This is a genomic window from Pseudomonas sp. GW821-FHT02A08 (assembly GCF_059422045.1).
Genome location: NZ_JBWKWD010000010.1, coordinates 46,255 through 70,316 on the forward strand (window position 1 = coordinate 46,255; position 24,062 = coordinate 70,316).

The 24,062-nt window shown below is 62.9% G+C and carries 21 protein-coding genes; 8 read left to right on the plus strand and 13 right to left on the minus strand.

The window, feature by feature from the left end; all coding sequences use genetic code 11:
- Window positions 1-113 precede the first annotated feature (113 nt).
- The 4 genes from AC07W4_RS09905 to AC07W4_RS09920 all read right to left on the minus strand — a co-directional run bounded on the left by AC07W4_RS09905 (window position 114) and on the right by AC07W4_RS09920 (window position 4,631).
- On the minus strand, window positions 114-1,100 hold the full coding sequence (locus AC07W4_RS09905) for a lysylphosphatidylglycerol synthase domain-containing protein (protein WP_495032285.1): 987 nt from the start codon (window positions 1,098-1,100) through the stop codon (window positions 114-116).
- The gene (gene clsB / locus AC07W4_RS09910) at window positions 1,087-2,379 is read right to left on the minus strand and encodes a cardiolipin synthase ClsB (protein WP_495032286.1); all 1,293 of its coding nucleotides are present in this window, start codon (window positions 2,377-2,379) and stop codon (window positions 1,087-1,089) included. Before clsB ends, AC07W4_RS09905 begins: the two co-directional genes overlap by 14 nt.
- A complete protein-coding gene (locus AC07W4_RS09915) occupies window positions 2,376-3,140 on the minus strand; it encodes an endonuclease/exonuclease/phosphatase family protein (protein ID WP_495032343.1) in 765 nt (254 codons plus the stop codon). The genes clsB and AC07W4_RS09915 overlap by 4 nt, the downstream gene beginning before the upstream one ends.
- 279 nt (window positions 3,141-3,419) lie before the next feature.
- Complete coding sequence (locus AC07W4_RS09920; RefSeq protein WP_495032287.1) at window positions 3,420-4,631, minus strand: MFS transporter; 1,212 nt, start codon at window positions 4,629-4,631, stop codon at window positions 3,420-3,422.
- 205 nt (window positions 4,632-4,836) lie between these two features.
- Between AC07W4_RS09920 and AC07W4_RS09925 the strand changes: the two genes are divergently transcribed.
- Complete coding sequence (locus AC07W4_RS09925; protein ID WP_495032288.1) at window positions 4,837-6,966, plus strand: mechanosensitive ion channel family protein; 2,130 nt, start codon at window positions 4,837-4,839, stop codon at window positions 6,964-6,966.
- Between the two features lie 119 nt (window positions 6,967-7,085).
- Here AC07W4_RS09925 and AC07W4_RS09930 read toward each other — a convergent pair whose 3' ends face one another.
- On the minus strand, window positions 7,086-11,384 hold the full coding sequence (locus tag AC07W4_RS09930; RefSeq protein WP_495032289.1) for a DNA glycosylase AlkZ-like family protein: 4,299 nt from the start codon (window positions 11,382-11,384) through the stop codon (window positions 7,086-7,088).
- A gap of 308 nt (window positions 11,385-11,692) precedes the next feature.
- Between AC07W4_RS09930 and AC07W4_RS09935 the strand changes: the two genes are divergently transcribed.
- Together AC07W4_RS09935 and AC07W4_RS09940 are read left to right on the plus strand one after the other, a co-directional pair.
- Entirely contained in the window at window positions 11,693-12,577 is an 885-nt protein-coding gene (locus tag AC07W4_RS09935) for a sugar nucleotide-binding protein (RefSeq protein WP_008053852.1), read from the plus strand.
- Entirely contained in the window at window positions 12,570-13,499 is a 930-nt protein-coding gene (locus tag AC07W4_RS09940; protein WP_495032290.1) for an NAD-dependent epimerase/dehydratase family protein, read from the plus strand. The genes AC07W4_RS09935 and AC07W4_RS09940 overlap by 8 nt, the downstream gene beginning before the upstream one ends.
- A gap of 128 nt (window positions 13,500-13,627) precedes the next feature.
- On the opposite strand, the gene AC07W4_RS09945 is transcribed toward AC07W4_RS09940, so the two are convergent.
- From AC07W4_RS09945 to AC07W4_RS09965, 5 genes are all read right to left on the minus strand, one after another.
- Window positions 13,628-14,326 carry an OmpW/AlkL family protein gene (locus AC07W4_RS09945; RefSeq protein WP_495032291.1) on the minus strand — a complete coding sequence of 233 codons (699 nt, stop codon included), beginning with the start codon at window positions 14,324-14,326 and terminating at the stop codon, window positions 13,628-13,630.
- 248 nt (window positions 14,327-14,574) lie between these two features.
- On the minus strand, window positions 14,575-15,093 hold the full coding sequence (locus AC07W4_RS09950; protein WP_090451674.1) for a DUF3299 domain-containing protein: 519 nt from the start codon (window positions 15,091-15,093) through the stop codon (window positions 14,575-14,577).
- Window positions 15,094-15,104: 11 nt separating this feature from the next.
- Window positions 15,105-16,370, minus strand: a complete 1,266-nt coding sequence (locus AC07W4_RS09955; protein ID WP_495032292.1) for an ABC transporter permease — start codon at window positions 16,368-16,370, stop codon at window positions 15,105-15,107.
- 1 nt (window position 16,371) lies between these two features.
- Entirely contained in the window at window positions 16,372-17,082 is a 711-nt protein-coding gene (locus tag AC07W4_RS09960) for an ABC transporter ATP-binding protein (protein ID WP_495032293.1), read from the minus strand.
- A 134-nt stretch (window positions 17,083-17,216) separates the two neighbouring features.
- Window positions 17,217-17,807, minus strand: a complete 591-nt coding sequence (locus tag AC07W4_RS09965) for a DUF2796 domain-containing protein (RefSeq protein WP_495032294.1) — start codon at window positions 17,805-17,807, stop codon at window positions 17,217-17,219.
- A gap of 135 nt (window positions 17,808-17,942) precedes the next feature.
- On the opposite strand from AC07W4_RS09965, the gene AC07W4_RS09970 reads away from it, so the two are divergent.
- Window positions 17,943-18,281 carry a hypothetical protein gene (locus AC07W4_RS09970; RefSeq protein ID WP_008053845.1) on the plus strand — a complete coding sequence of 113 codons (339 nt, stop codon included), beginning with the start codon at window positions 17,943-17,945 and terminating at the stop codon, window positions 18,279-18,281.
- 32 nt (window positions 18,282-18,313) lie between these two features.
- Here the strand turns inward: AC07W4_RS09970 and trxA are convergent, their stop codons facing one another.
- The 3 genes from trxA to AC07W4_RS09985 all read right to left on the minus strand — a co-directional run bounded on the left by trxA (window position 18,314) and on the right by AC07W4_RS09985 (window position 20,498).
- Window positions 18,314-19,186 carry a thioredoxin gene (trxA, locus tag AC07W4_RS09975; protein ID WP_495032295.1) on the minus strand — a complete coding sequence of 291 codons (873 nt, stop codon included), beginning with the start codon at window positions 19,184-19,186 and terminating at the stop codon, window positions 18,314-18,316.
- A 197-nt stretch (window positions 19,187-19,383) separates the two neighbouring features.
- Window positions 19,384-20,037, minus strand: coding sequence for a class I SAM-dependent methyltransferase (locus AC07W4_RS09980; RefSeq protein ID WP_495032296.1), 654 nt, complete (start codon window positions 20,035-20,037; stop codon window positions 19,384-19,386).
- Window positions 20,034-20,498 carry a YbaY family lipoprotein gene (locus AC07W4_RS09985; protein WP_008053842.1) on the minus strand — a complete coding sequence of 155 codons (465 nt, stop codon included), beginning with the start codon at window positions 20,496-20,498 and terminating at the stop codon, window positions 20,034-20,036. The genes AC07W4_RS09980 and AC07W4_RS09985 overlap by 4 nt, the downstream gene beginning before the upstream one ends.
- Window positions 20,499-20,625: 127 nt before the next feature.
- On the opposite strand from AC07W4_RS09985, the gene nrdR reads away from it, so the two are divergent.
- From nrdR to ribBA, 4 genes are read left to right on the plus strand one after another with little or no spacing between them, the layout of a single operon-like run.
- Window positions 20,626-21,090 (plus strand): transcriptional regulator NrdR, encoded by a 465-nt coding sequence (nrdR, locus tag AC07W4_RS09990; protein WP_003228656.1) that lies wholly within the window; start codon window positions 20,626-20,628, stop codon window positions 21,088-21,090.
- Entirely contained in the window at window positions 21,087-22,220 is a 1,134-nt protein-coding gene (gene ribD / locus AC07W4_RS09995; protein ID WP_495032297.1) for a bifunctional diaminohydroxyphosphoribosylaminopyrimidine deaminase/5-amino-6-(5-phosphoribosylamino)uracil reductase RibD, read from the plus strand. Before nrdR ends, ribD begins: the two co-directional genes overlap by 4 nt.
- A gap of 47 nt (window positions 22,221-22,267) precedes the next feature.
- Entirely contained in the window at window positions 22,268-22,933 is a 666-nt protein-coding gene (locus AC07W4_RS10000) for a riboflavin synthase (protein WP_007984458.1), read from the plus strand.
- Between the two features lie 16 nt (window positions 22,934-22,949).
- The gene (gene ribBA / locus AC07W4_RS10005) at window positions 22,950-24,041 is read left to right on the plus strand and encodes a bifunctional 3,4-dihydroxy-2-butanone-4-phosphate synthase/GTP cyclohydrolase II (protein WP_007984459.1); all 1,092 of its coding nucleotides are present in this window, start codon (window positions 22,950-22,952) and stop codon (window positions 24,039-24,041) included.
- Window positions 24,042-24,062 lie beyond the last annotated feature (21 nt).

The window sequence follows — 24,062 nt, forward strand, 5'->3', positions numbered from 1 at the left end:
CGCGGGCAAGCCCGCTCCCACAATGTCTGCAGGTGTTCACAAAGAATGTGTTCATCACCGATCAACTGTGGGAGCGGGCTTGCCCGCGAAGGCGTCCGCAAGCACACCCCAAATCATTTGGGTTTCCTGGTAATCCGCAACGCCTTGGCCTTGGCCTCCACCAACAGGTACATCACCAGGGCAATCAATAGCGGCAGGATGAAATAGATCGCTCGATAGGCCAGCAGCCCGGCCACCAGGCTGCCCCGCGAAACCTCGTGTTGCAGCAGCGCCACGAACACCGCCTCGAGCACGCCGAGCCCGGCCGGGATGTGGGTGATGACCCCGGCGATGGCGCTGATCAACAGCACGCCCAGTACCAGTGGATAGTCCAGTTTGCTCGGCAGCAAGCTGAAGATCACCGCGGCCATCAGCGACCAGTTCAGCGCACCGAGGGTCAGTTGCAGCACCGCCATGCGCAAGGACGGGAGGTCGATTTCGATACCGCGAATCGCCCACTCCCGACGTTTGGCAAACTGGCACGCCACCAGGTAGCCGGCGCTCAACAGCAACAACAAGACCCCCACGCCTTGCAGCGCACTGCTGTTGAGCTTCCAGCCCGGCGGCATGCGCACCAGCCCGCTGCTGAACACGGCGCCGGCAATGACCATGTAGCCGAACCAGTTGGTCGCCAGGCTCAGGCCAAGGATCTTCGCGATATTGCTCTTGCTGACCCCTAGCCGCGAATACAGCCGGTAACGCATGGCGATACCGCCGACCCAGGCGCTCAGGTTCAGGTTGAAGGCGTAGCTGATGATCCCTACGGGCAGGATCTGCTTCCAGGTCAGGTTCTGGCGGATGTAGGTGCGGCCGATCAGGTCGAAGCAGGCGTACACCAGAAAACTCACCAGGGTCAGCCCCGACGCAATAATCAGTGTGCGCACCTTGAAATCAGCCAGGTTATCGAACACTTCGTTCCATTCGAGGCGCTGGGCGAGCATGGTGAACAGCACGATCAGCATCAGGAAAAACAGCATCGTCAGCGGTCGTTTCCAGCGACTCCAGTGCGACTTGCCATGGCTTTTGGCGTGAGTTGCCGTGCCGGGCTCAGCGCGGTTCATGGTCAGCGCTCCCGGTCGGAGGGGGGAAGGGTTTCAGGCGAGGTTTATGCGCCGGCAACCAACCGGCCCAAGCCGGGAAATGCCGCAGGAAGTGAAACACCAGAAAACCGATGGTCATGTGCCAGACCCGCCCGCGTGGCGCGATGTCGTGAGACATGGCCTTGCAATGGTTGTCGCTGAGGTCTTCCAGGCGATCGAACAGAACTCGGTTGAAGCCACGGTCGCGGATCAGCACATTGGCTTCCAGATTCATCGACAGGCTCAACGGGTCGAGGTTGCTCGAGCCAACGGTGCTCCAGTCCTCATCCACCAGCGCGACCTTGCCGTGCAGCGGGCGGTCGCAATATTCGTAGATCTTCACCCCGGATTTGAGCAAGTAATCGTAGGTCATACGCGCCGCGAGCCTTGCCACCCGCATGTCTGGCTGGCCCTGCAGGATCAGCCGCACATCCACGCCTCGGCGGGCCGCGTTGCGGATCTCGCGCAGCAAACGGAAACCGGGAAAGAAGTAGGCGTTGGCGATCACCACCCGGCGCTGCGCCTGGCGCAATACATGGCGGTAAACTTCCTCGATGTCGGTCTGGTGTTCCCCATTGTCGCGGTACACCAGCCGCACCTGGCCATCGTGGTCGTTGAAGGCCAGTTCCGAGCGCCGCTGTCGACGGTGTTGCCACCAGTATTTGGCGTGCGCCGGGCGACCGCATTGCAGCAGGGCAAAGTGATGGATATCGGCCACGGCCGGGCCTTGCACTTCTACGGAATAATCCTGTTTGGCCTCGGGGCCGAAATCGGCCAGATGATCGGCGGAAAAGTTGATCCCGCCGACGAACGCTACGGTGCCATCGACCACCACAATCTTGCGGTGCAGGCGCCGGAACCAGTTGGTGCGGATGCCCAGGCGCTTGGGTGCCGGGTCGAACATTTGCAGGTGCACACCGGCGGCGGTCAGGGCGGTGAGAAACCCGGTACTCAGTTCGCCGCAGCCAAAGCCGTCGAGGCTGACGGTGGTGCGCACGCCGCGTTGAGCGGCTTCGATCAGGATCTGTTGCAGCTCATTGCCGACCTTGTCCTCGAACACGATGAAGGTTTCCAGCAGGATTTCACTTTGCGCCCGGCGCAGGGCTTCAAACACCCGGGGAAAGTACGCCTCGCCATTTTCCAGCAACTCGATCCGATTGCTGCCTTGCCAGCCATATTCGACATCGACCGCTGTCGGCTCGAAGGTGGGCGGAGCGGGGATGTGTTCCAGCGTGTTTTTTTCCATCGACTGGCTGCTCATAGCTCGATCTCCACCGACAGCGGAGCGTGGTCGGAAAGGTGCGACCAGGGCCGGGAGGTCAGCACTTGCGGATGGCTGGCCTTGAGGTTGCGTACGTAGATGCGGTCCAGGCGCAATGCCGGCCAGCGTGCGGGGAAACTGCGCGCCGGTTTGCCATGATGCGCGGCGAAGACTTCGCGTAAACCGCTGGGCTTGAGCAATGCATCGGCGCGCTGGCGCCAATCGTTGAAGTCCCCGGCGACAATCACCGGGGCGTCTCCCGGCAGGGCGTCCAGGCGCTGGGCGAGCAGCTTCAGTTGCGCGGTGCGATGGGTTTCGAGCAACCCCAGGTGTACGCAAATGGCGTGCACTTCCTGGCCGTCGCCGGGCAAGCGCAACACGCAATGCAAGAGCCCGCGGTTCTCGTGGCCGCTGAAGGACACGTCGAGGTTGTCGTAGCGGATGATCTGGAACTTCGACAACAACGCATTGCCGTGATCGCCCGCCGGATACACTGCATTGCGGCCATAGGCGAACTGCGGCCACAGGCTGTCGGCGAGGAACTCGTATTGCGGCATCGCCGGCCAGTTGGTGTAGCGCCTGGGATGCTGTTCGTGAGTGCCGTGGACTTCCTGCAAAAACACCACATCGGCAGACACGCTGCGCACCGCTTCACGCAGTTCCGGCAGGATGAAACGCCGGTTCAGCGCGGTGAAACCTTTATGGGTGTTGACCGTCAGCACGGTGAAACGACAAGTGACGGACGAACCCTGTACCCGCATCTCGGTTGCGTTTGAGTGTGCGGGAATATCGGTGTGATTCGCTGTCATGTCGCCTCCCGCCTGACGGCTCCTGTCATTGGATGACCCTGGGGCGGCGGCGAAAGTTTCGACGGGGCTACAGACGGTACCCGACTTGAACTCACATCCATCCAGTGTGGGAGCGGCGGTGCGGCGATCCGACTTGCTCGCGAAAGCGGTGTTTCAGTCACTTCATTGTCGAGTGTGCCGACGCCTTCGCGGGCAAGTCGGATCGCCGCACCGCCGCTCCCACAGGGTCCCTCAGTGGCCAGCAACGATCCGGGTCGTCCCTTCAGCCGGTTCGGCGAACACCGGGCCGAGGCGATCAAGACGCCCACTCCAAGCGGTCAACGCCAGTGCCACCAACACCACCAGAGCACCGATCCACGCGGTATGAATCAACCCCATGTGGGCCACGATCAGGCCGCCGCCCCAGGCGCCACCGGCAATACCGAGGTTGAATGCCGCGATGTTCAGGCCGGACGCCACGTCCACCGCCTGCGGGGTGTAATGCTCGGCCTGACGCACCACATACACCTGCAACCCCGGCACGTTGCCGAATGCTACCGCGCCCCAGACCAGCACGGTGGCCAGCGCCAGCCACGGATTGCCGGCGGTGAAGGTCAGCACGAACAACACGGCGGCGAGCAGGGCAAAGATGATTTTAAGGGCGTTGATCGGGCCGCGCTTGTCCGCGAGTTTACCGCCCCAGATGTTGCCGACGGCCACGGACATACCGTAGACCAGCAGCACCAGGCTGACGGTGCCGGCGCTGAAGCCGGAGAGGTCCTGAAGAATCGGCGCGAGGAAGGTGAAGGCAATGAACGAGCCGCCGTAGCCGACGGCCGTCATGGCATACACCAGCAGCAGGCGCGGTTGCTTGAGCACCTGCAATTGCTGCAACAACGATGCGGGTTTGCTGTGGGCGATATTGTTCGGCACGTAGATCAGGCTGCCGATGAAGGCGATCACGCCCAGGACCGAAACGGCAAGGAAGGTTTCACGCCAGCCGAAATGCTGGCCGATGAATGTCCCCAGCGGCACGCCTGTGACCAGCGCCACGGTCAGGCCGGTGAACATGATGGCAATCGCGCTGGCGGCTTTTTCCTTCGGCACTAGACTGGTGGCGATGGTCGAGCCGATCGAGAAAAACACCCCGTGGGCCAGGCCGGTGACGATCCGTGCGAGGATCAGCGACTCGTAACCTGGTGCTTGCCACGCCAGCAGGTTGCCGAGGGTGAACAGCACCATCAGCGACAACAGCAGCAACTTGCGCGGAACCTTGCCGGTGAGGGCGGTCAGCACCGGGGCGCCGACGGCGACGCCGAGGGCGTACAGGCTGACCAGCAGGCCGGCGGACGGCAGGCTGACGCCGAGGTCGGCGCCAATAGTGGGTAACAGGCCAACGATGACGAACTCTGTCGTCCCGATGGCAAAGGCGCTGAGGGTCAGCGCGAGCAAGGCAATGGGCATGGCTGCAACTCCGGTGGATTCATTCGATGGAGCGCAGTGTCGGGGTTTGGGTTGTGCGGAAAAATACAGGGGAGGACATTTGATATTTGCCCTGGGCGCAAAGATCGCGAGCGCGGGTGTTAATCAGTGGCGAGGGAGCCATATCCGAACTTGCCCGGCATTTCTCGATCAGTTCCATACAGACACAGCCAAAGGAGCGGGTGCTTTGATCAGGCTCAAGACCGCGATACTGCTGGGAGCGTTGCTGTTTGTGGGCAGCGAGCAACTGGAGGCCGCCGCGATACCGGGGCTGCCCGCCACCGCGACCGCAGCAACTCCGCCGGCCCACCCCGAACCGCTGGTGCAAGGCGGGTTACTGGGGGCCATCAGTACAAGCATCGACGAGGTCCAGACCAAACTCGATCTCAACGAAAACCTCGTCGACGTCTGGCGCCTGCGTGCCGATCTCGCGGTCGATGAAGTGGATCAGTTGGTCAATCAGCCGTCGGCCCGTTCGCCCTGGAGCGTCGCCGGAGATTTCCTGCTGCTGACCTGCGTGTGGACGGTGGTGTTTGCCTGTCTTTGGCTGCTCGGGCGGATGGTCGCCAGGCGGCTGTGCGAGCATCGTCTGCTGCTCAGTCGTGAACGGGGCCAGGCGTTGCTCAGATACATGCTGCCCTACACCTTTGCGGCGGTGATCAGTCTGCCGTTGACGATTTATGCCAGCCAGTTTTTGCCGATATCGGCGGGACGGGCGCTGGCACTGTGTCTGGCTTATGCCGCCAGCGCGGGGATATTTTCCGCGTCATTGGTGCTGTCGCTGGTGGTGGTGTTCAATGCCGGGCACAAGCGGCGGGCGGTGCAGATCATCCGCGAGAAGAGTCCCCGCCCATTGTTCGTTATCGGCTTTCTGGTGGCATTGAGCGACGCCCTGACCAGCCCGCAGATCGCCCATCAACTGGGCAGCAACCTCACCAGCAGCATCGCCGTGTTTACCGGGTTGGCGGCATCGATTTCCTTCGGCTTGCTGGTGATCCGCATGCGCCGCCCGGTCGCTCACGTGATCCGCATCCTGCCGCTGGCCCAGCGCCAAAGTCAGCCGGCGTTGCGTGAAACCCTGCGGATATTTTCCGGGCTCTGGTACTGGCCGATTCTGTTGATGGTACTGGTTTCGATCATCAATCTGATCGGTGCCGGGGCGGACAACCAGAGAGTGCTGCGCAGCGCCTTGTTCACCACGGTGCTGCTGATTGCCACGGTGTTTCTCAGCACCACGCTGCACCATTTGTTCAAGGCCCGCAGCGAAGCGGACCTGCGCCGCAGCGGCGCCTACAAGGAACGTTTTCTCAACCTGTCCCATGCCTTGCTGCGCATCGGCATGGCCATCGTGTTCATCGATATCCTCGGGCGAATCTGGGGCGTGTCGCTGTTCGAATTCGCGGTGAGCAATGCCGTGGGCCGGGCGATCAGTGATTCCCTGAGCCACATCGGTCTGATCCTCTTGGTGACCTGGATGGTCTGGGTGGTGCTCGACACGGCGATACAGGAAGCTCTGAAACCACCGACCAACAAGCGCTCGGCGCGCCAGCCGAGTACGCGGGTGAAAACCATCCTGCCGTTGTTGCGCAATGCGATCAAAATCATCCTGGTGGTGATCTGCGCGATCACCACAATGGCCAACCTTGGGATCAACGTCGCGCCGTTCCTGGCTGGTGCCGGGGTCATCGGCCTGGCGATCGGTTTCGGTTCCCAGCAACTGGTGCAGGACGTGATTACCGGGCTGTTCATCATCATCGAAGACACCTTGTCCATCGGTGACTGGGTGGTGCTCGATTCCGGTCACGCAGGCACGGTCGAAGGCCTGACCATCCGCACCTTGCGCCTGCGCGATGGCAAGGGCTTCGTACACTCGGTGCCGTTTGGGCAGATCAAGGCCGTGACCAACCAGTCGCGGCAATTCGCCTATGCGTTTTTTTCGGTGCAATTGACCTACGACACCGATGTCGACAAGGCCATCGAACTGATCCGCGAGGCGGGGCATTCCATCTGCAGCGACCCGTTCCTGCGCTACAACCTGCAAGGGCCGCTGGATGTGTTTGGCGTCGACAGGATGGACCTCAATGGTGTGGTGCTGACCGCGCAATTCCGCACGGTGTCCGGGGGGCAATACGCGGTGAGCCGGGCCTTCAACCAGCGTTTGAAAAAGCTTGTGGATAACTGCCCGTGGGTGCATTTCGCGCAGACTTATCCACAGCAGGCGCTGGTGCCGCGGCATCCGGTCGAGCCGCCAGTCGAGGCAGGGCATGAGCCGGATCATTCGGCGGTGCTGATGCCGGGTCGGCCGCGGTCTCAATAGTTTTTTGTCGACAGTACTGGCCCCTTCGCGAGCAAGCCCGCTCCCACAGGGGGATTTGTGAACGACACAGATCATCTGTGGGAGCGGGCTTGCTCGCGAAGGGGCCAGACCAGGCACCCTCAATGCCGGATCAGCTTGCTGCGCACCTCGGCACTCGCCTGCTGATCCAGCTCCAACCAAAAAAGCGGCTTGCCGGCAATCTCGGCAGCAACCGGCAACCCGTCCCGATACACCAGCCGATTGCTCGCCAGCGCCGGGACTTTCGCGCCGGGCAATAGCGTTCCGGCGAGGTTCAGTGGATCGACCCCGCACACCGCGACCAGGCTGCCGTCATGGGGTCGACGCCGGACCTCGCGCAACAAGGGAATCGCTTCGGGCAGGGCGAATTGCTCGCCCGCCAGGCCACTGACAAACCGCCCGCCGCGAATCTCGCCCCGCGCCTCCAGGCGATGGAACGTACGCAGCAGTTCGCGCCAGCTCGGCAACCAGTCTGCCTCACGCTCCAGCAAGCGCCAGAACACCACGCCGTAGCGGCGCAGCAAGGTCATGGCGATGTGTTCAAGGGTTTCGGCAGGCATCCGCTGGTTTTGCACCACCGGCGCGCGTCGCAACAGGGCCCAGCGCCCGGCGTCGTCCATGCCACCGATGAATGCCCCGCGTCCACGCCGGCTGTTGCGCGGCTGGCGCTTGCTGGCCGGGGTAATCAGTGCGCGCAATCCGGCGAAGCTGTCGGCATTCACCAGCCCCGCGCCCACCAGTTCCTGCAGGGCGATCTCCAGCTCTGAACGCAGCAGGTGGGCCTCATGGATCAGTTCGTCGAAAAACAGCGCGCCATGCTGGCTGAGGGCGGCGTGGACCTTTTGTGTTTTCGGCGACAGTTCGCTGACCGGCGTCTGTTCGGTCAAGCCGCTCCAGAGGCCGACCCGGTTGCGCGGCAGCAACACAATCGGCGTGCTGCGCAGGGCGGTGCTGGCGCTTTTGTTGTTCGCAGTCAGGCGCGTCCACACCAATCTGCCACTGCGGCACAGTTCATCGAGCCAGGTTGCCGAGTAGTCCTTGATTCGCGCTGGCAGGATGTCGCTGTCCCAGGCTGAAGCGGCGGCGGGGTAGCCTTCGAATTGCGCAGTAACGGCTGGCAATGCTGCCGCGCCCTGGACCTGGCTCGCGGTCGACACATGCTGCCAGTCGAACAGGAATCGCATGAAGTCCTGCAATGCCACCGGTTCGATTTCCCGACGCAGGCGCTTGACCGTGTAGCGGTGAATCCGCGCCAGCAAGTGCCGCTCGCACCATTCTTCCCCGGCGGTGCCCGGGGTGAAGCGGCCGCGCAGCACGTAGCCTTCGCGTTCCAGTTGCGCCAGGGCCTGGTTCACTTGTGCAGCGGGCAAGCCGAGTGGTTCGGCAATGCGATCGAGCGCCAGCGGCCCGAAGGCGCTTAGCCGTGCGCGGATCAGTTCGAGGACGGCTTCGTCGGTTTCCCAGACTTCATCGAAGTCCGGCAGCGCTTGCAGGGCGGGCGTCAATTCGGCTTGTGGATAGATCGCCCGCAGGCAAGTCAGGCGCTCCAGTGCCAGCCACAACGATTGCCCGGCATTGATCTGCAAACGGCCCGCACGTCCGCTGTCGGCCAGGGTATTGAGCCAGTCGGGCCACTGCGGATTGGCGCCGGCTTCGGTATCGGTGATGCACGCCAGGCCCATCAAGGCCTCGTGCATTTCATCGACACCGCAGGGCGCTGGCCAGGCTTCGTCGCGTACAGCGGCAATCGCCTCGGCGTCCAGGGCACCGAGGTCGTCGGTGGATTGCGGGTCGCTCCAGCGGCGGTTGAGCACGGCCTGGGTGCGGCGTTCTTCCAGTGGTGCATCGTCGAGAAAGGTATAGGGCCGGGCGCTGAGTATCTCCGCCGCCAGCGGCGAAGGCGCCGGCAAGTCGCGGCTGATCAGGCGGATGTCACCGCGTTCCATACGCCGCAACAGTGCCAGCCAACCTTGGGTGTCCATGGCATCGTGCAGGCAATCGTCGAGGGTCTGTTCCACCAGCGGATGGTCGGGAATTTCCCGTTCGCCGGCGAGGTTTTCCACGCAGGCAATCTGATCGGGAAACACGCTGGCGATCAGGTCGTCGCTTTTCATCCGCTGAATCTGTGGCGGGACTTTGCGCCCACCGCTGTAGCGCGGCAGGGCCAGGGCCACGCTGGCATTCCAGCGCCAGCGCACGCCGAACAGCGGCGCGTCGAGCACGGCCTGGATCAGGATGTGTTCGGCGCTGTTGCTGTGCAGGTAGCGCCAGACGTCGTCCAGTTCAAAGCTGTGGCTGGTGGACAGCGATAGCACGATGGCGTCTTCGCTGGCGGCGGCCTGCAGTTCGAAGTTGAAGGTGCGACAGAAACGCTTGCGCAGGGCCAGGCCCCAGGCGCGGTTGATGCGGCTGCCGAACGGCGTGTGAATGACCAGTTGGGTGCCGCCGGACTCGTCGAAAAAGCGCTCCATCAGCAGCGTGTCTTGGGATGGCAGGGCACCCAGCGTCTGTCGCGCTCGGGCCAGGTAATCCACCAGTTGTTCGGCGCTGGCGAGGTTCAGGCCCAGGGTCTCGGTCAGCCAGTCGAGCGCTGGCTGCAAGTTGCCTGGCGCGGCACCCAGCAGGTCGTCAAGTTGCGCCTGCAAGCGCGCCACCGCCGCAGACAATTCGGCGCTGCGCCCAGGTGCTTCACCGAGCCAGAACGGAATGGTCGGCGGCTGGCCCTGGGCGTCCTCGACCCGAACCTTACCGGTTTCCACCCGCAGGATCCGATAGGACGTATTGCCCAACTGGAAGATATCCCCGGCAATGCTTTCCACCGCAAAGTCTTCGTTGATGGTGCCGATGTTCAGCCCTTGAGGCTCCAGCAGCACGCTGTAGTCGGCGTTGTCCGGAATGGTCCCGCCACTGGTCACCGCCGTCAGTTTCGCGCCCCGGCGGCCGCGCAGGGTGCGGCTCACGGCGTCGCGATGCAGGTAGGCGCTACGGATGCCCTGACGCCCGTTGTAACCCTCGGCGAGCATGTGCAGCAGTGCCTGATAGTGTTTGTCGTCGAGTGCGGCGTAGGGCGAGGCGCGGCGCAGCATCTCCAGTAGCGCTTGCTCCGGCCACTCCTGACAACTGACTTCGGCGATGATCTGCTGCGCCAGTACGTCCAGCGGCGCTTGCGGGATCAGCAAGGTATCGAGTTCGCCCCGGCGCACGCAGTCGAGCAGCGCGGCGCATTCGATCAGGTCGTCGCGGGTGGTGGCGAACAAACGGCCCTTGGGCGTGCCGCCGACCTGGTGCCCGGAACGGCCGACCCGTTGCAGAAACCCGGCAATCGAACGCGGCGAGGCGATCTGGCAGACCAGGTCGACGTCGCCGATGTCGATCCCCAGTTCCAGCGACGCTGTGGCGATCAGCACTTGCAGGTCGCCGCGCTTGAGTCGCTGCTCGGCGTCCAGGCGAAACTCCTTGGCCAGGCTGCCGTGGTGCGCCGCCACGGCATCCTTGCCCAGGCGCTCGCTCAGGTGCCGGCTCAGGCGTTCGGCCAGGCGCCGGGTGTTGACGAAAATCAGCGTGGTCCGGTGCTCCCGGGCGAGGGCGGCGAGGCGGTCGTACACCAGTTCCCAGACATCGTTGGCCATCACGGCCGATAGCGGCACGGGCGGCACTTCGATGTCCAGGTCGCGGGGGCGGGCGTGGCCGATGTCGACGATCTCGCACGGGCGGTCGCGACCGACCAGGAAGCGCGAGACGGCTTCGATGGGTTTTTGCGTGGCCGACAGACCGATGCGCAGCAGCGGCTCCGGGCAGAGGGCTTGCAGGCGTTCAAGGCTCAGTGCCAGATGGCTGCCGCGCTTGCTGGCGGCCATGGCGTGGATTTCGTCGACGATCACCGTTTGCGCCGTGCCGAGCATCTGCCTGCCCGAGTCGGAACCGAGCAGCACATACAGGGATTCCGGCGTGGTCACCAGTATGTGCGGCGCCGTTTTGCGCATCGCCGAACGGTCTTTTTGCGGTGTGTCACCGGTGCGAACGGCGGTGGTGATCTGCAATGGCGGCAGGCCCATCACGCGCAATTGCTCGGTAATGCCGGCCAGCGGGTTTTGCAGGTTGATCCGGATGTCGTTGGACAGCGCTTTGAGGGGCGAGACGTAGACCACCAGGGTGGCGTCGGGCAAGCCTTCGGGGCTTTCCAGGCCGCGGTGCACCAGGTCGTCGATGACGGCGAGAAAGGCGGTGAGGGTCTTGCCGGAACCGGTGGGCGCGGCGACCAGGGTCGAGCGGCGCTGGCGGATCAACGGCCACGCCCGGGCCTGGGCGGCGGTGACCGCCGGGAACGTGTGGCTGAACCAGGCGCTGACGGCAGGGTGGAAGCCGCTCAGGGCACTGTCTGCGGGGATGGGCAGGTTCATGCAGCAAGTTATGCGGGTGGGGGCTGAAGATGCAAGTACCGCTCGGGATCTCTAGTGGCCTTCAGGGCCTCTTCGCGGGCAAGCCCGCTCCCACAGGGGATCGGCGGTGTACCCAAATCCAGTGTGGGAGCGGGCTTGCCCGCGAAGAGGTCAGTCCAGGCACCGCAAAAGTCGGACATCTACACTTTACGGATGACGGTTGCGCTCTAAACCCGCAAAATGCAACGATTCCGGCAATTACCAACGACATCGCCTGGGGGCGGTGTCGATAAAGCCATTGTTTCAATCAGACTGGGCCTGCTGACTCTATGCGAATGCGCCTTATGTTACTGGGCGGCGGAAATGCCCTTGGGCAGGCGCTGATTCGCCTCGGTGCGGAGGAAGACATCGGTTTCCTCGCTCCCCGCCCGCCCGAAGACGGCTGGGATGCCGCGAGCCTGACACAACTGCTCGACGACACCCGTCCCGATGCATTGATCAATCTTGCCTACTACTTCGACTGGTTTCAGGCCGAGGCAGTGAGCGAATCGCGCCTGGCCGGCCAGGAACGCGCGATCGAGCGTCTGGCGGAGCTGTGCCAGCACCACAACATCGTGCTGCTGCAACCCTCCAGCTATCGCGTGTTCGACGGCTCCCGAGCCACGGCCTACAGCGAAAAAGACGAACCGGTGCCCCTGGGCTTGCGGGGGCAGGCCTTGTGGCGGATCGAGCAAAGCGTGCGCGCCACCTGCCCGCAACACGTGCTGCTGCGTTTCGGCTGGCTGCTGGACGACAGCCCGGATGGCGCCCTTGGCCGCTTCCTCGCCCGTGCCGAACAACCCGAAGAGCTGCTGATGGCCGACGACCGGCGCGGCAATCCGACGCCGGTCGACGATGCCGCCCGTGTGATCATTTCTGTGCTCAAGCAACTCGATTGCGCCGCGCCGCTGTGGGGCACCTACCACTACGCCGGGCATGAGGCCACCACGCCGCTGGCGCTGGGGCAGGCGATTCTGACCGAAGCCCGCAGCCTGCATCCGCTGGCCATCGAAGCCCCGACCGCCCAGGCCCACGCCGCGCGTCCGGATGCTGCGGAAGAGCCGCAACACGCGGTACTGGCCTGCAAAAAAATTCTGCACACCTTTGGAATCAAACCGCGCGCCTGGCGTGCGGCGCTTCCCGGTCTACTGGACAGGTTCTATCGCCATGGCTGACGGCCCCGTTTTAATCACCGGTGGTGCCGGTTTCATTGGTTCACACCTGACTGACGCCCTGCTTGCCAAGGGCCATGCGGTGCGGGTTCTCGATGACCTGTCCACCGGCAAGCGCAGCAATCTGCCGCTGGACAATCCCAGGGTCGAACTGATCGTCGGCGACGTGGCCGATGCGGCTTTGGTCGCCCAGGCGATGACCGGTTGCAGCGCCGTGGCGCACCTGGCCGCCGTGGCGTCGGTACAGGCCTCGGTGGACGATCCGGTGCGTACGCACCAGAGCAATTTCATCGGCACGCTGAACGTCTGCGAAGCCATGCGCCAGGCTGGGGTCAAGCGCGTGCTGTTTGCCTCCAGCGCGGCGGTGTATGGCAACAATGGTGAAGGTGAGTCGATCGACGAAGACACGCCCAAGGCGCCGCTGACGCCGTATGCGGTGGACAAACTGGCCAGCGAGCAGTACTTCGATTTCTACCGTCGTCAGCATGGGCTGGAGCCGGTGATTTTCCGCTTCTTCAACATTTTCGGACCGCGCCAGGATCCGTCCTCGCCGTACTCCGGGGTGATCAGCATTTTCAGCGAGCGAGCACTGAAGGGCTTGCCGATCACCGTGTTCGGCGATGGTGAGCAGACCCGGGATTTTGTCTACGTCGAAGACCTGGTCGACTTGCTGGTGCAGGCCATCGAGAAGCCCCGGGTAGAAGCCGGTGCGGTCAATGTTGGCTGGAACCAGGCGACGACCCTCAAGCAAATGCTCGAAGCGCTTGAAGCCGTGGTCGGCAAGTTGCCACCGGTAAGCTACGGCCCGGCGCGCTCCGGTGACATCCGCCATTCCCGGGCGAACAACCGGCGTCTGCTGGAGCGCTTCACTACCACAGGGCAGACACCGATGCGTGTGGGGCTGGCGCGGTTACTGGGGCGCTGAGATTCTTGCAGCCACAAAAAAGGCGTCCATCAAGGACGCCTTTTTTGTGGCCGGAATTTGCTTTGACAGCTTATGTAATTCCTGTGGCCAGGTTCACCACCACGTGAACATTCTTCCAGCAATGTCGCTTAGAACTTGTAGCCCAGGCCAACCATGTAGATGAACGGGTCTACATCGACGTCCACACGTGCCCGGGTACCTGGGGCAATCGAGTTGTTCTCGACAGTGGCGCGGGTATCGATGTCGATGTAGCGCACCTGGGCGTTGATCATGATGTTGTCGGTCAGCATGTAGTCAGCACCGACCTGCCACGCCAGGCCCCAGGAGTTTTCCGCCTTGAAGTTGCTGAAACCGGCGGACTGCGCCTGGCTGCCAACGTGTTCGTCGTAGATATAGGTGTAGTTGATGCCGCCGCCGACGTACGGCTGGAAGGCCGACTTCGGATCCAGCGGGTAGTACACCAGGCTCAAGGTCGGCGGCAGGTGCTTGAGGGTGCCGAGTTTGCCGTTGGCCGCGCTCAGAGCCGTGCCCTTGAGTTTCACGTCATGCTCGAACGGTGTGGCCGCCAGCAGCTCGATACCCAGGTGGTTGGTGAGCATGTAGGCGAAGTTCAAGCCCAGTTGCGTGTCGCTGCTCATGGTCGCCTTGCCACCCAGGTCGGCACCTGCGAGCGGGCCTTGATCAACCTTGACGCTGGAGCTGTCAGCCTCGGGGTTGACGGTGATGGCGCCGGCACGAAGGATGATGTCACCGGCTTCGAAAGCATTGGCGAGCGGGGCTGCGAGCGCGAGGGCAACCAGCGAAGCGCTGAGCAAGGACTTGTTCATGGGGGCTCCAGAGGACGTTAAAAATGTTCGATGTCCAATGGTAAGCCGGCTAACTATTCGGTCTTTTGATGCAGCTCAATGAAAGTGGGAAGGGCGTGATTTTTGTGGTGTTTTTGATGGCCCCTTCGCGAGTAAGCCCGCTCCCACAAGGAGTTGCGCGCTGCTGAAGATTTTTGTTTCAACATTGCACCTGTGGGAGCGGGCTTGCCCGCGATGGCGATTGTGTTGGCGACAAGGAAACTCCGGCTTCACTCCGGCAATTCATACAGGTAAATCTTGTCCGCCTCCATCTGATACCCGGCATCCGCCAGTTCGCTGGTGGACGCCTTGACCTGCAATGCCCCCTCGATCCAGTAAGGCTGATACAGCTCGTCAAGCTTCACGCCGACTTCGCTCTTGACGTGCACGATCTGGTTCGACGGCGGTGGCGGCACATGGATGCAGGCGCCGAAATACGGCACCAGCAGAAACTCCGTGGTGCGGCCTTCCTCGCTCACCTCCAGGGGCACGATGTATCCCGGCAGGCGAATGTTCTGGCCGTCGAGGGTCTTGACCACCGGTGCGTTGGGCATGTCCTGCTTTGCTGCTGGCGCCGACTCTGCCGAGAGCGTGCTGCTCATCTGCGACAGATCGTGCAGCGGCGTCATGTTCGGCACTTCTTTCGGCGCGTCGGGCGGGATCATCTCCGACCAGGTCAGGTCTTTTGGCTGGGCCGCCCACAAGGGCAGGGCGACCAGCATCAACAGCGCAAGTACAGCGCGGGGCATTTTCAACGTCCTCATAAACGAATCGACAGGCCATCGGCCAGGGATTGGCGATAGGCGCGCCAAGCCGGCACGCTGCCCATCAGCAACGCGGCGATCAGGATGCCACCGAGCAGCGTCCATTCATACTCGCTCGGCCAGGACAGCGGAAGGAACAGGCCGTAGTTGGCTTGCACGTACCCTTGGGCCGCCGCGATGCACACATACAGCAACACCACACCGGCGATCACGCCCGACAGTGCCAGGGCAAAGGCTTCGAGCACCAACAGCGTTGCGATGTGCCATGGCCGAGCACCCACCGAGCGCAGGATCGCCATTTCCCGGCGGCGTTCGTTGAGGCTGGTGAGAATGGCCGTGAGCATGCCGATCAACCCGGTCAGCACCACAAACAGCGAGACCACGAACAAGGCTTTTTCCGCAGTGCCCATCAGGCTCCACAGCTCTTGCAACGCCACGCCCGGCAGGATCGCCAGCATCGGTTCGCCGCGGAATTCGTTGATTTCCCGTTGCAGGGCAAAGGTCGAAATTTTGTTGTTCAGACCGAGCATGAACGCGGTGATCGCTTGCGGCGTGAGGTCCATGTTGCGCGCCTGATCGGCGGTGATGCGCCCCTCGCCCCGAGCCGGTACGCCGTTATGCCAGTCGATGTGAATCGCTTCCATCCCACCGAGGCTGATGTGCAACGTGCGGTCCACCGGCGTGCCGGTGCGCTTGAGAATACCGACCACGGTGAACGGTTTGTCGTCGTGCTTGACCAGGCTGATCGCCGCCACGCCGTGGGCCAGCACCAGTTTGTCACCGAGTTTGTAGTGCAGTGCCTCGGCCACTTCGGCACCGAGCACCACTTCGAACGGGTCGGTTTCGAAGGCGCGGCCATCGCTCAATTGCAGGTGTTGCTGGCGGCCGTACTGGTAATGCTCGAAGTAGGCTTCGGTGGTGCCCATCACCCGGTAGCCGCGATGGGAGTCGCCGAGGGACATCGGGATCGCCCATTTCACTTTCGGGTTGCTGGCGAAATGTTCGAAGCTGTCCCAGCGGATGTTGTTGGTGGCATTGCCGATGCGGAACACTGAGTACAGCAACAGGTTCACCGAGCCTGAGCGGGCGCCGACGATCAGGTCGGTGCCGCTGATGGTGCTGGCGAAACTGGCCTTGGCTTCGGTGCGCACGCGCTCCACCGCCAGCAGCAGGCACACCGAGAGGGCGATGGCGAAAGCCGTAAGGATCGCGGTGAAGCGGCGGTTAGCCAGGCTGGCCATGGCTAGACGAAACAGATACATCTCAGACCTCGGACGGGGTAGCGGCGCGATTGAGTTCGGCCAGCGACAGGTTGTGGTCGAACAGTGGCGCCAGGCTCTGGTCGTGGCTAACGAACAACAGGCTCGACCCGGCGTCGCGGCACTCGGCGAACAGCAGGCGAATGAAATTCTCGCGGGCGTCGTAATCGAGGGCCGAGGTCGGCTCGTCGGCGATCACCAGTTCCGGTTGACCGATCAGCGCGCGGGCGGCGGCGACCCGTTGCTGCTGGCCGATGGACAACGAATCGGCGCGGCGACCGAGGATGCTTTCATCCTTCAAACCCAAGTGGGCGAGTAGCGTGGCGGCTGCTTTGTCGACACTGCCGTGGCGCTGTTTTGCCCGTTCGGCGCGCAGTTTCGAGAAGTGGCAGGGCAGTTCGACGTTTTCACGCACCGATAGAAACGGCAGCAGGTTGAACTGCTGGAAGATGTAGCCGGTGTGATCGACGCGGAAGTGGTCGCGGGCGCCGGCCGAGAGTTGCGTCAGTTCCTGGCCGAGCAGGCGGATGCTGCCGCGATCAGGTTTTTGCACACCGCCGAGCAGGCCGAGCAGGGTGGTCTTGCCGCTGCCACTGGGGCCTTTGAGGAACAGGGTTTCGCCGCGCTCCAGGCGGAACGCCGGGATGTCCAGCAGCGGCGGGTGACCGGGCCAGCTGAAGCCCAGGTCGGACAGTTCGATGAGTGCTTGGGTCATGTGAAACCGGTCTGGTTGGTGGTGAACCCTGTGGGAGCGGGCTTGCTCGCGAATGCGGTGTGTCAGAGACATTGATGCAAACTGATACGGCGCTTTCGCGAGCAAGCCCGCTCCCACATTTGATTTGCGGTGGATCAGAGTTTCAGTGCAGCAGCCTTGGCCGTCACATCAACCCCTTGCTGCCCGCTCGGGCCGATCAGTTGTACCTGAATTTTTTGGGTGGCCGGGAAGCTGGTGAAAATATTCGTCAGGTCCAGGGTCTTCAGCGCGTCTGGCGTGGCGCAGGTGAACTGATAGCGAGCGTTGATTTCGCTGTGATCATGGTGATGTTCGTGGCCGTCTTTGTCCTTGGCGTCTTCATCGTGATCATCGTCGGCCTCGTGCTGGCCGCCGAACAGCGGGCTTTCCAGTTCCTGGTTCTCCACCACGCAACCGGCGGGTTTCGGCAGGTTGAACAGGGCCAGTGGTTGCTCAAGTCGAGCACGGACGGCGGCGACTTTGGCTTTGTCTGCTTCGCTGGTGGCGACGTGCTCGAAACCCACCAGGTTCATGGCCGGGCTTTCCAGCTCCAGTTCCAGGGTCTTGCCGTCCAGCGCCGCGTTCAGGCGTCCCACGCCATGTTCGTGGGCGCTCAGGCTGCCATGTTCATGATCGTGTTCGGCGGCGGCATGGGCGACAGCCAGCGGCAACATGGCAAACGGCAGGGCGAGAAGCAGACGACGCATGGCGAGTCTCCGAAAAGTAAAATGAAGAAAATGTTATGTGATCTTATAACGTAAGTGCGGAGAGTTTGACTGCCTGCTTGGCGTTGCACAAGTCCCATGGGACCATGCCGGGAAGAAATGTGCGGGAGCAGACCTATGTTGCGAATTCGCGGAAGCATCGGCGACTGGCCGGTGGATTTGACCCTGGAGATGGACGATGCGGACTGGGCGCGATTAGGGGCGCAGTTGCAGGTAGAAAAATCCCCGGTCAGCGCCCCTGTGGCGAAACCGCTGAATCAGGATGATGCGCTGTGGCAGATCGCCCGGGATTTGCTGCGTAAGGCCGGACAGTTGAGTGGACCGGATTTGCTCGATCAATTGGAAGGCCTGACCGGCAGTGCGGCGGCGGGCAAACGCCTGTTGGTGCGCTTGCGCCATTGTGCGGATGTGAAAGTGGAAAGCGGCGGCGATACACCGTTGTACCGCTGGTTGTAGGAGCGAGCTTGCTCGCTCCTACAAGGTGGCGATTAGTACAGTGCGGCAAACAATTTACGACGGTAGGTGCTCACCAACGGATGATCGTTGCCCAGCAACTCGAACACCTGCAGCAAGGTCTTGTGCGGCAAGCCTTCGCTGTAGCTGCGGTTGCGGGTGAACAGCTTGAGCAATGCCTCCAGCGCGGCGTCGTACTGCTGACGGGCCAGTTGCTGGATCGCCAGTTGATAAACCGCCTCATCGTCCAGCGGGTCTTTCGCCAGCCGGGCCTTCAGGTCGGCGGCATCCGGCAAGTCCTTGGCCAAACCGAGAAACTTGATCTGTGCCTTGGCGCCGGCCAGCGCGGCCTTGTGCTCGTCGCTCTTGACCGCATCGAGCACGGCTTGCGCTTCGCCCAGTTCACCGCGCTCGGTCAGGCAGCGGGCGTAGAGAATCAGTGCCTTGGCGTTGGTGTTGTCTTCACCCAGGATCACTTTGAGTAGCGCTTCGGCATCGGCAAAACGGCTGTCGTCGAACAGCGCCCGGGCCTGCTCGAACGGATCGGCGGCGGCCGGTGGCGGCATCTGCACATGGGGTTCGAGCAGGGCGCGCACGGCGGATTCCGGCTGGGCACCGGCAAAGCCGTCGACAGGCTGGCCGTCCTTGAACAGCACCACGGTCGGCAGGCTGCGGATGCCGAAGCGGGCGACGATGTCTTGCTCGAGGTCGCAGTTGACCTTGGCCAACAACAACTCACCCTGATAGCTCTCGGCAATGCTCTGCAACATCGGCATCAGTACTTTGCAGGGCGCGCACCATTCGGCCCAGAAATCCACCAGCACCGGCTTGTGGAAAGAGTTCTCGATCACCGACTGGTCGAAATCGGCAGTCGTGGCGTCGAAGATGTACGGCGTTTCCTGACTCATGGGCAATCTCGTAGAAGCGTGAATTGGGCAACTATACGGCTTGGTGGGGGGCGGCCGGAAGCGGTTGGCCGTGAGAGGTGTGTTGCCTGACAGGGCGCCTTCGCGGGCAAGCCCGCTCCCACAGGGATTGAAGTCGCCACAAGATGTGTGGTTCACACCAACCATTGTGGGAGCGGGCTTGCCCGCGAAGCTTTTAGCTAGCGCTGCGCGTGGTACAGGCTCACATGCCGAAACTCGTGGGGCTCGGCCAGATCCGGCAGGGTCATCGCCTCCAGCATCTCTATGCGCCGGTACAACGGATGGCGAAAATCCCGCACTCGGGAATCCGCCACCAGCGCCTCTCGGCCGCGGCTGAGGAACTGGTCGAGCAGTGGCAGGTTCGCCCGGTCGTACAGCACATCCGCCACCAGGATCAGATCGAAGCGATCGGCCTCGGCGAAAAAGTCTGTCGAATAATTCAGCTGCACATCATTGAGCTCGGCATTGGCCCGACAAGCGGCAATCGCCAGTGGGTCGAGGTCGCAGGCCAGCACTTCCATCGCCCCGGCCTTCGCCGCAGCAATCCCTGCCACCCCGGAACCGGCACCGAAATCCAGCACCCGTTTGCCTTCGACCCAATGCGGGTTTTCGGCCAGATAGCGGGCCACGGCCAGACCGCTGGCCCAGCAGAAACTCCAGTACGGCGGTTCATGCAAAATTCGCCGGGTCTCTTCCGGGCTGAAGGCGCGGTCCATATTGTCGCCGTCGATCAGCCACAACTTCAGGTCGGTCCCTGGTAACTCACAGGCGACCAATTGCGCATCACCGAGCAGTTCACCCAACGCCTTTTGCAGGTCGAGCGGTGCACTCATGGGGCTTTGACGAATTGCAGTTGGCCCAGGGCCTGGGTGGTCGGCTGGGTAATCAGCTGCGACGGCAGGTGCAGGATCAACTGCCCGGACTGACTGGCGCGGCCTCGCAGTTCAACGCGGGCCCCGGCCGGGAAGGATTGCGGATTGAAACGCAGGTGAAACGCCAGCACCTGGTTGTTGCCGATCAGGCTGGAACTGGCGAGCAATTGTTGCGGGCGATCCTTATCGTCGATCACCAAAAGCGCCAGTTCGACTTCAGCGCCGGCCGGTACGCCTTGCAAGGTGCCGCTCAGTTCACGCTGATGGGCGGGCAGGGGGCCAAGCTCGGCGGCCTCCCGGGCTTTCTTCTGCGCTTGCTGTGGCGCCGGGCCAGGCGTTGGCGGCTGGGGCTTGGGTGCATCGCTGCCGCAAGCCACCAGCAGGCTGAAAACACTGAGCAAAATGAGCGGACGTAACGACATTGCAGGCTCCATAAAGCTGAATTCCATGGATCAAGTGATCATCCCGTCTGTATACCGCAAACCCTATGGCTTGTCTTGCCACCGGGATGCGCTACCATGGCCCTCCCTTTTTTTGTTGCCTGCCACCATGCACTGTCCCTTCTGCGGTGCCAACGACACCAAGGTCATCGACTCGCGTCTGGTCGCCGAGGGCGAACAGGTGCGCCGCCGGCGTGAATGCCTGGCCTGCGGCGAGCGTTTCACGACGTTCGAGACGGCTGAACTGGTGTTGCCGCGCCTGATCAAAACCGACGGCAGTCGCCAGCCGTTCGACGAAGAAAAACTCCGCGCCGGCATGCAGCGGGCGCTGGAAAAGCGCCCGGTGAGTGTCGAGCGCCTCGAATCGTCGCTGGTGCACATCAAACACAAACTGCGCGCCACGGGCGAGCGCGAGGTCAAATCCCTCGTGGTCGGCGAACTGGTGATGGCCGAGCTGCAGAAGCTCGACGAAGTCGCCTACATCCGCTTCGCTTCGGTATATCGCCGCTTCCAGGACCTCAACGAGTTCCGCGAAGAGATCGATCGCCTGGCCCGTGAACCGGTGAAAGAATGAACACGCCCGCAGAACTTGCCATCCTCGATGCTCATTTCATGGCCCGTGCCCTGGAACTGGCGCGCAAGGGGCAGTACACGACGCACCCCAATCCGCGGGTCGGTTGCGTGATCGTGCAGGGCGGGCAGATTGTCGGTGAAGGCTGGCACGAGCGCGCCGGCGAGCCCCACGCCGAAGTCCACGCCTTGCGCGCGGCCGGTGAGCAGGCTCGTGGCGCCACCGCTTACGTGACGCTTGAACCTTGCAGCCACCATGGCCGCACACCGCCTTGCGCCGATGCACTGGTCAATGCCGGTGTGGCCCGCGTGGTCGCGGCGATGCAGGACCCGAACCCGGAAGTCGCCGGTCGCGGTCTGCAACGTCTGGTCCAGGCCGGCATCGCCACCGAAAGCGGTGTGCTGGAAGGCGAGGCGCGCAAGCTCAATCAAGGTTTCCTGAAACGCATGGAACACGGCTTGCCGTTCGTGCGGGTCAAGCTGGCGATGAGCCTGGACGGGCGCACGGCCATGGAAAGTGGCGAAAGCCAATGGATCACCGGCCCGGCCGCACGTTCGGCGGTGCAACGCCTGCGCGCCCAGGCCAGTGTGGTGCTGACCGGCGCCGATACGGTGCTGGCGGACAATGCTCGTTTGACTGTGCGCGCCGATGAGCTGGGGCTGGATGCAGAGCAAACCGCCTTGGCCATGAGCCGTCCGCCGCTGCGGGTGCTGGTCGACGGACGCCTGCGGGTGCCGCTGGATGCACCGTTCTTCAAGGCCGGCCCGGCGCTGGTCGCGACTTGCGTGGCGGTGGAAGAGCAATACGCCAACGGCCCGGAATGCCTGATCGTGCCCGGCTACGATGGCCAGGTCGACCTGCGTCAGCTGCTGGTTGAGCTCGCCGCCCGTGGCGTCAACGAGGTGTTGGTCGAGGCTGGTCCGCGTCTGGCGGGTGCTTTCGCCCAGCTCGGGCTGGTGGACGAGTTCCAGATTTTCATCGCCGGCAAGTTTTTGGGCTCCTCGGCGCGGCCGCTGCTGGACTGGCCGCTCGCGCAAATGAAGGATGCGCCGGAACTCAAAATCACCGAAATTCGTGCAGTTGGCGATGACTGGCGAGTCATCGCCATCCCAGTGCCAGCAGCAAGCGTATAATTTCCGGCCATCGCTATAGCGCTGGCTTTGTTCTCGAGGAGAACCTCATGTTTACCGGCATCATCGAATCCATCGGCAGTATTCGTGCATTGACCCCAAAGGGCGGTGATGTGCGGGTTCACGTCGAAACCGGCAAGCTCGACCTGAGCGACGTCAAGCTGGGCGACAGCATCGCGGTCAACGGCGTATGCCTGACCGCCGTTGAGTTGCCGGGCAACGGCTTTGCGGCGGACGTCAGTCGCGAAACCCTCGACTGCACCGCCATGAACGACCTGAAAAGCGGTAGCCCGGTCAATCTGGAAAAAGCCCTGACCCCGACCACTCGCCTCGGCGGGCATCTGGTCAGTGGTCACGTCGACGGCGTGGGCGAAGTGGTTGCCCGTACCGAGAACGCGCGGGCCGTGGAATTCCGCATCCGCGCGCCGAAGGACCTGGCCAAGTACATTGCCCATAAAGGCTCGATCACCGTCGACGGCACCAGCCTGACCGTGAACGCAGTCGATGGCGCCGAGTTCCTGCTGACCATCATTCCCCACACCCTGAGCGAAACCATCATGGCGTCGTATCAGCCGGGTCGCCGGGTGAACCTGGAAGTGGACTTGCTGGCCCGTTATCTGGAACGCCTGCTGCTGGGCGACAAGGCCGCAGAGCCTGCAAAATCCGGAAACATCACTGAAAGCTTTCTGGCCGCCAACGGCTACCTCAAATCCTGACTCAAGGGGGTGCCTTGTGGCGCTCAATAGCATCGAAGAACTGGTTGAAGACATCCGCCAAGGCAAGATGGTCATCCTCATGGATGACGAAGACCGCGAGAACGAAGGCGACCTGATCATGGCCGCCGAGTGCTGCAAGCCTGAGCACATCAACTTCATGGCCAAGCACGCCCGTGGCCTGATCTGCATGCCGATGAGCCGCGAGCGCTGCGAACTGCTCAAGCTGCCGTTGATGGCGCCGCGCAATGGTTCCGGTTTTGGCACCAAGTTCACCGTATCGATCGAAGCGGCCACCGGCGTGACCACCGGCATCTCCGCCGCCGACCGCGCGCGCACCGTGCAGGCCGCCGCCGCCCGTGATGCCAAGGCTGAAGACATCGTCAGCCCGGGCCACATCTTCCCGCTGATGGCCCAGGCCGGCGGCACCCTGGCCCGTGCCGGCCACACCGAAGCGGCGTGCGACCTGGCGCGCATGGCCGGTTTCGAGCCGAGCGGCGTGATCTGCGAAGTGATGAACGACGACGGCACCATGTCCCGTCGCGCCGAGCTGGAAGCTTTTGCCGCCGAACACGACATCAAGATCGGCACCATCGCCGACCTGATTCACTACCGGATGATCCACGAACGTACCGTTCAGCGGATTGCCGAGCAGCCACTGGACAGCGAACTGGGCCAATTCAACCTGGTGACCTATCGTGATTCGGTGGAAGGCGACGTGCACATGGCGCTGACCCTGGGCAACGTGTGTGCCGAAGAGCCGACCCTGGTTCGCGTGCACAACATGGACCCGCTGCGTGACCTGCTGATGGTCAAACAACCGGGCCGCTGGAGCCTGCGGGCCGCCATGGCCACGGTTGCCGAGGCCGGCAGCGGCGTGGTGCTGTTGCTCGGTCACCCGCTCGATGGCGACGTGTTGCTGGCGCATATCCGCGAAACCGCCGATCACGCCGCGGTGAAAAAACCGACCACCTACAGTACTGTCGGTGCTGGTTCGCAGATCCTGCGCGACCTGGGCGTGCGCAAAATGCGCCTGATGTCGGCGCCAATGAAATTTAATGCGATATCCGGTTTCGATCTGGAAGTTGTAGAATACGTGCCCTCCGAATAATGACCGGTTGTTTCCGGCCTT